Raw genomic sequence first — 6,413 nt, 5'->3', positions numbered from 1 at the left:
TTATTGTTCGTGTCATTCGGATTGGTTTCATCCGTCGTGTTGGAGCAACCGCAAGCAAACACCATCGTCAGCGCGGCCAGCAAAGCGATCAGCCTTTTCATTGCATTTCCTCCTTATATATTTGCCGTTAGTATAGGAGGAGCTTCGCTTTTTTATACGTTAAAATCAATTTTTTGCATATGCGATAATACGACCGAGCAGGTCAGTCCGGTCACAAGGCCAAGCGGCACGCTCATCACCAGCAGGAACGGCAGATACGTCACCACTGCGCCGGTCTGCATCCAGAGGACAGCCGCGATGATCTGTCCGATGTTGTGCGCTGCCGCACCCGCAACGCTCACCCCCAGCAGCGAACAGAACCGCCCCTCTGCGCGCAGCAGCAGCCACATGACTGCAAGCGACAGCAAGCCGCCGAACAGCGAAAACAAAAACGCCGTCACGCTGCCCATGAGCAGACTGGACAACGCCACGCGGCACAGCAGCACCGCCAGCGCGTCCCGCGCAGACAGGCGTGTTAATGCAAAGAGCGTCACTACATTTGCCAAACCGAGTTTCACGCCCGGCACCGGCACGACCGCGTCCAGCGGGAACAGCCGCTCCACGAGCGACAAAACGACCGCCAATGCGGTCAGCATGCCGCAAAGCGTCAACTTTTTTGCTTGCACGGTCTCACCCTTCCGTTACGATACGATTGCGTCGATTTCTCCGGTCTCCCCTACGATTTTCAGCACCACGCGATTGGGCAGACAAACCGCGACCTGTCCCGCCCGCGTCAGCGTACCCGTGCGCACACACACCTGATCGTGGCAATCCGCCGACGCCATACGCGCGGTTTTTCCGGACAGTATGATCACGTTGTGTCCATCCAAATCAATGGTGCGGTCGGTCGCATCCGTCAGCGCTACACGCTCAATGAGCGCATTATCCTGCCAGACCTCCGCATACAGCAGGTCGCCCTGTGTGCCTGCGGCAAACCACGCAGCAAGCGCTGCTGCGAGCACCAGCACCGCACCGATGACGACAAAGTCACCCCATTTGAGCCTACTGCGCATCGGTATACCCTTTCTCCGCACCGAGGAAGGTATAGGTGCAAATGGAATCGACCGCATCCGTCGCGTAAATCTGCTGATCTGACGTGATAAACACCGCTGCAATATCATTTTCCGCGCAAAACGCCAGACCATCGTCCAGACCCATGACAAACAGCGCGGTCGTCATTGCATCCGCACGAGTGGAATTTGGGTCGATCACCGTCACACTGCGCAGACCGGTGTCCGCCGGATAGCCGGTTTCCGGGTCGAAAATATGATGATACCGCTTGCCGTCCTGCTCGAAATAGCGCTCATAATCGCCCGACGTAACGACCGAAGCATCCCGCACCTCAACCGTTGCCACAAACTCTGCATTGTCGTCCGGGTCGGCAATGCCGACCACCCAGTTTCCGCCGTCGCGCGATGGATTTTCCCCGAACGTGCCGATGTTACCGCCCAGCTGCACCAGCGCGCCGGTTGCCGCGCCCTCCGGCTGCTGCGCCAGCAGCGCAAACACAGCATCGGTTGCAAAGCCCTTGCCGATACCGCCCAGATCAAGCTGTGCCCCGTTCAGCAGCTGTACCTGATTGTCTCCCAGCAGCTTGATATTCTCATAGCCCACATGGGTCAACGCTTCGGCAATCTCAGTCTGCGCCGGCACATGCGCATTTTCCGTATTAATACCCCACAAATCGGTCAGCGGCGCCATAGTCGGGTCAAATGCACCTCCGGTCAGCTCGGCATACTGCACCGCCGCCTCAATCGCTGCATAGGTATCGTCGCTGACCTCACACACCGCCCCGTCCGCATGGTTGAGACGATACAGGTCGCTGTCCTCGCGCGTGCGGGACAAGGCAGGCTCCAGCGCATTGACCGCCTGCTCGCAGGCAACAGCCGCTTCCTGTGCCGCGTCCTCGCTGTCCCCGTACACGGAAACTGCCATAAAGGTATCCATGGCGAAAAAGTCTGTCGTATAGCTTGCCTGCCGTCCCGCGCAGCCTGTCAATCCCAAAAGCAGCAACAATGCCGCAAGAACTCGCTTCATACCGTGCTCCTCATCACAAAAATCATGTACCATTATAATACACCGCGAAAAAATGCGCAAGGATGGCTTTATCCGCTTCTCTTTTCCATCATCCGTTTTCGCACAAGCAGCATGGCGCTGCGGCAATTGCAGCCGCAGCGCCTTTTCTCATCATGCTTAGCCCAGCACAACCTTGTGGAAGGTCTTTTTGCCCTTTTTGACCATGCGCTCCTGCTGGAAGAAGTCCTTATCCAACATGGTCTTGAAGTCTGCGATCTTCTCGCCGTCGATCGAAACGCCGCCGCCCTGCACCAGCTTGCGCGCTTCACCGTTGGATGCAGCAAGGCCGCACTTGACCAGCAGCGTCAGCACACCGATCTGACCATCCGCAAAATCCGCATCGGTCAGCGTAGTGGTCGGCATGTTCTCGCTCGAACCGCCGCCCGCAAAAATGTTCTTAGCAGCTTCCATCGCCTTATCTGCCTCTTCCTTGCCGTGCACCAGCTCGGTCAGCTCATAAGCGAGGATCTCCTTTGCCTTGTTCAGCTGCGCGCCTTCCCAGTTGTCCATCTCCTCGATCTGCTCAAGCGGCAGGAAGGTCAGCATGCGGATGCACTTGAGCACATCCGCGTCGTCTACGTTGCGCCAGTACTGGAAGAAGTCGTAGGGCGAAGTCTTGTTCGGGTCGAGCCATACCGCGCCCGCTGCCGTTTTGCCCATCTTCTTGCCTTCGGAGTTTAAGAGCAGCGTAATGGTCATCGCGTGCGCATCCTTGCCCAGCTTACGGCGAATCAGTTCCGTACCGCCAAGCATGTTCGACCACTGGTCATTGCCGCCGAACTGCATGTTGCAGCCGTAATGCTGGAACAGGTAGTAGAAGTCGTACGACTGCATAATCATGTAGTTGAATTCCAGGAAGCTCAGGCCCTTTTCCATGCGCTGCTTGTAGCACTCTGCGCGCAGCATGTTATTGACCGAGAAGCACGCGCCAACCTCGCGCAGCAGTTCGATATAGTTCAGACCCATCAGCCAGTCCGCATTGTTGACCATCTGCGCCTTATCCTCACCAAATTCGATGAAGCGCTCCATCTGCTTTTTGAAGCAGTCGCAGTTGTGCTGGATGGTCTCGACCGTCATCATCGAGCGCATATCCGTGCGGCCGGAGGGGTCACCGACCATGCCTGTACCGCCGCCAATCAGCGCGATCGGCTTGTTGCCCGCCATCTGCAGGCGCTTCATCAGGCACAGCGCCATAAAGTGGCCGACATGCAGGCTGTCAGCCGTCGGGTCAAAGCCAATGTAGAAGGTGGCTTTGCCGTTGTTGATCATTTCGCTGATTTCTTCCTCGTTGGTCACCTGCGCGATCAGCCCGCGCGCTTTGAGTTCTTCGTAAAGTGTCATGTGTGTTCTCCCGCATCTATAATAAAATTAGTTTTTCCGTTTTATGCACTGCTCCCTCACGGAGCGCGTTCCTTATACCGCTCGTCAATGATTACCATGCGTCAGCCCTCCTGCCCGGCCGCTTCCAGCAGTTCCTCGGCGTTGCGACGCGCCGCATCCGAGATCTGCTCACCGGACAGCAGCCGCGCGATCTCATCCACGCGCTGCATCCGGTTCATCGGACTGACATCGGTATAGCTGCGTCCCTCCCGCACGGATTTGGCAATGCGCAGATGGTGGCCGCCCATCGCCGCGATCTGCGGCAGGTGCGTGACGCACAGCGTCTGCTTTTTCTTTGCAATCGCAGACAGCTTGCGCGCGATCTGCTGCGCGGCATGACCGGAAACGCCGGTATCAATCTCGTCAAAAATCAGCATACCAACATCCTCGCCCGCCGTCAAGACGTTTTTCAGCGCCAACATAATGCGGCTCAGCTCACCGCCGGATGCAACCTTGGAGAGCGGCTTTTCCGGCTCACCGGGATTGACCGAGATCTCAAACGTCACCGTGTCAAAGCCATGCGCCGCCAGCTTTGCCCCCGTGTGCACCACTACACGCATTTTGACTTTATCCATATCCAGCTCCGACAACTCCCGCACGATCGCCTTTTCCAGACGAGCCGCCGCCTGCCGCCGTTTCTCTGAGATTTGGGCAGCCAACTGCTTCGCCTCGGCCAGCTCCGCACGATATCGCTCGCGCAGTTCTTCGCGTCGGTTGTCCGAGTCGGCAAGCGTGTCCAGTTCCGCCGTGATGCGTGCATGATAAGCAGCAATTTCTTCGAGTGTGCCGCCATATTTCTGTTTGAGGCGATAGATGAGGTCCAGCCGTTGCTCGACCCATTCGCGCTCAGCTGATGAAAAATCCAGGTTCTCGCTGCGGCTCACCACATTATCCCGCAAGTCTGCCGCTAGCAGCCGCACTTCTTCCGCCTGCTCTGCCATCGCGTCAAATGCATCGGACACTTCATGCAGCCCAGCCAATGCCACTGCTGCCTGATCGAGCAGCGCGCATGCACCGCCGACCTCGTCATCTCCGTTCAGCGCAAGCCGCACCTGCTCCAGCGCGCCCGCGATCTTGCCTGCGTGGTCGAAATATGCTTTGCGCTGCGCCAGCGTCTCATCCTCGTCCGGCTGGAGTGCCGCCTGCTCAATCTCCTCCTTGTGGAAAGAGAGCATGTCGATGCGCTGCAAACGCTCCTGCTCGCCGGTCTCGAGTGCTGTGATCTCGCGCCGCAGCGCCAGCAGCGCCTGATATTTGGGCCGGTACTGCGCCAGCAGCGAGTCCAACCCCGCATATCCATCCAGATAGTCGATGTGATGCTGTTCATCGAGCAGCTTCTGCCCATCGTTTTGGCCGTGAATATCAATCAAATACGGCGCCAGCTGCCGCAGCACCGCAGCCGACACCGGCTTCATATTGACCCGACAGGTGCTTTTGCCGTCTGCCGTGATCTGCCGCTGCAAATGCAGCGTATCCGGCTCGTCTCCTGTGAGCGCCAGCTCGTCGAGCAAGCTGGTAAGCCCCGCCGAAAGGTCGGTGAACACCGCGCTGACAAAGCCCTTCTGCGCCCCTGAACGCACCAGATCGCGGCTGACCCGTTTGCCCAAAATCGCGCCGATCGAGTCGATCACGATCGACTTGCCCGCGCCGGTCTCACCGGACAGCACGGTCAAACCGTTTTCCAGTTCAATATCCGCCCGTTCGATGACCGCAATATTTTCAATATGGAGTAATTGCAGCATCGCCGCTTCCTCCCCTGCTTTACTTTAGAATGTCCTGTGCCTGCTGGCAGAAACGCGCCGCGCTCTCATTATCGCGCATGACCGCAAACACGGTATCGTCTCCGCCAAGCGTACCGACTACATCCGTGGCACGCATCGCGTCAATCGCCATGGCCGCCGCCTGCCCCAATCCGGGTAATGTCTTAATGACCACCATGTTCTGCGCAGCAGCGATCTCCGTGACGCATTCGCGGAAGATATTGCGCAGACGGGTGGTGAAGCTGTCCGCCGTGCCGCCAGCCGCCACAGTGTATTTATATTTACCGGTTTCCGCAGAAAGCGACTTGATCAGCCGCAGCTCCTTGATGTCGCGCGAGACCGTCGCCTGCGTCGTATTATAGCCGAATGCGCGCAGGTGATCTGTCAGTTCCTCCTGTGTCTCGATCTCGAACCGGTCGATCAATTCGAGGATTTTTGCCTGTCTTTGAAATTTCATATTCGCGCCCCCTGTCAGAGCTTTTTCTGCAAGATTTTATAAAAACTGATCCCTTTCAGCCGCACCAAACGGGTGCGAAGCGGTGAGCGCGTGATTTCCACCCGGTCATCCGGACGGATGGCAAAGCCTTGCCCACCGTCCGCGGAAAGGAATACCTCGCTGCCGCCTTCGCAGGCCGCAGAAAGCGCGATGCGCCGCTCCGGCGCAAACACAAAGGCCTTTGCCGCCAAAGCATGCGCACAAATCGGGATGACCGCCAGATTTTCCGCGCTCGGTTCGATCACCGGTCCGCCGGCGGACAAGCCGTAAGCCGTCGATCCGGTCGGCGTGGCAACGATCAAGCCATCGCCGTTAAACTGTGTCACTTCCTCGTCATCCGCTGAAATGCACACACGCACCACACGAAATGCCGTACCCTTGGCCAGCACAATGTCATTGAGCGCGTCGTTTTCATAGACCTGCCGCCCCTGCCGGTATACCGCCACATGCAGCATCATGCGGCTATCAATCGTGTAATCGCCGCGAAAGAGTTTTTCCATCTTGTCCAACTCGCCCGGCTCCAGTTCGGTCATGAAACCAACATGCCCGACGTTGATGCCCAGCATCGGCAACTCCTGCTGTGCCGCCGCGCGTGCCAGACGCAGCATGGTTCCGTCTCCACCCAGTACGACCGCTAGATCGGCAAACTGCACCGCGTCGTC

The 6,413-nt window shown here is 57.9% G+C and carries 7 protein-coding genes; all 7 read right to left on the bottom strand.

The genetic code is table 11. From position 1 onward, the window contains the following. Positions 1 to 152 precede the first annotated feature (152 nt). The gene (locus ABGT74_RS11815; RefSeq protein WP_346705627.1) at positions 153 to 665 is read right to left on the bottom strand and encodes a Gx transporter family protein; all 513 of its coding nucleotides are present in this window, start codon (positions 663 to 665) and stop codon (positions 153 to 155) included. A 15-nt stretch (positions 666 to 680) separates the two neighbouring features. Further along, complete coding sequence (locus ABGT74_RS11810) at positions 681 to 1,052, bottom strand: NusG domain II-containing protein (protein WP_346705626.1); 372 nt, start codon at positions 1,050 to 1,052, stop codon at positions 681 to 683. After that, positions 1,042 to 2,076: an FAD:protein FMN transferase gene (locus ABGT74_RS11805; RefSeq protein ID WP_346705625.1), complete on the bottom strand. Its 1,035-nt coding sequence runs from the start codon at positions 2,074 to 2,076 to the stop codon at positions 1,042 to 1,044. Before ABGT74_RS11805 ends, ABGT74_RS11810 begins: the two co-directional genes overlap by 11 nt. Positions 2,077 to 2,232: 156 nt before the next feature. Continuing rightward, the gene (gene tyrS, locus ABGT74_RS11800) at positions 2,233 to 3,456 is read right to left on the bottom strand and encodes a tyrosine--tRNA ligase (protein WP_346705624.1); all 1,224 of its coding nucleotides are present in this window, start codon (positions 3,454 to 3,456) and stop codon (positions 2,233 to 2,235) included. Positions 3,457 to 3,557: 101 nt separating this feature from the next. Continuing rightward, a complete protein-coding gene (gene recN / locus ABGT74_RS11795; RefSeq protein WP_346705623.1) occupies positions 3,558 to 5,237 on the bottom strand; it encodes a DNA repair protein RecN in 1,680 nt (559 codons plus the stop codon). A 19-nt stretch (positions 5,238 to 5,256) separates the two neighbouring features. Continuing rightward, positions 5,257 to 5,712 carry an arginine repressor gene (locus tag ABGT74_RS11790; RefSeq protein ID WP_346705622.1) on the bottom strand — a complete coding sequence of 152 codons (456 nt, stop codon included), beginning with the start codon at positions 5,710 to 5,712 and terminating at the stop codon, positions 5,257 to 5,259. Between the two features lie 14 nt (positions 5,713 to 5,726). Further along, positions 5,727 to 6,413, bottom strand: a 687-nt coding sequence (locus ABGT74_RS11785; protein WP_346705621.1) for an NAD(+)/NADH kinase, incomplete at its 5' end; no start/stop codon positions are given.

Origin of the sequence: uncultured Agathobaculum sp., assembly GCF_963927765.1 — a bacterium.
In the GTDB taxonomy this organism is placed as follows: Bacteria; Bacillota; Clostridia; order Oscillospirales; family Butyricicoccaceae; genus Agathobaculum.
The sequence above is the reverse complement of the archived record's forward strand: the minus strand, read 5'-3'. Positions and strand labels throughout refer to the sequence as shown.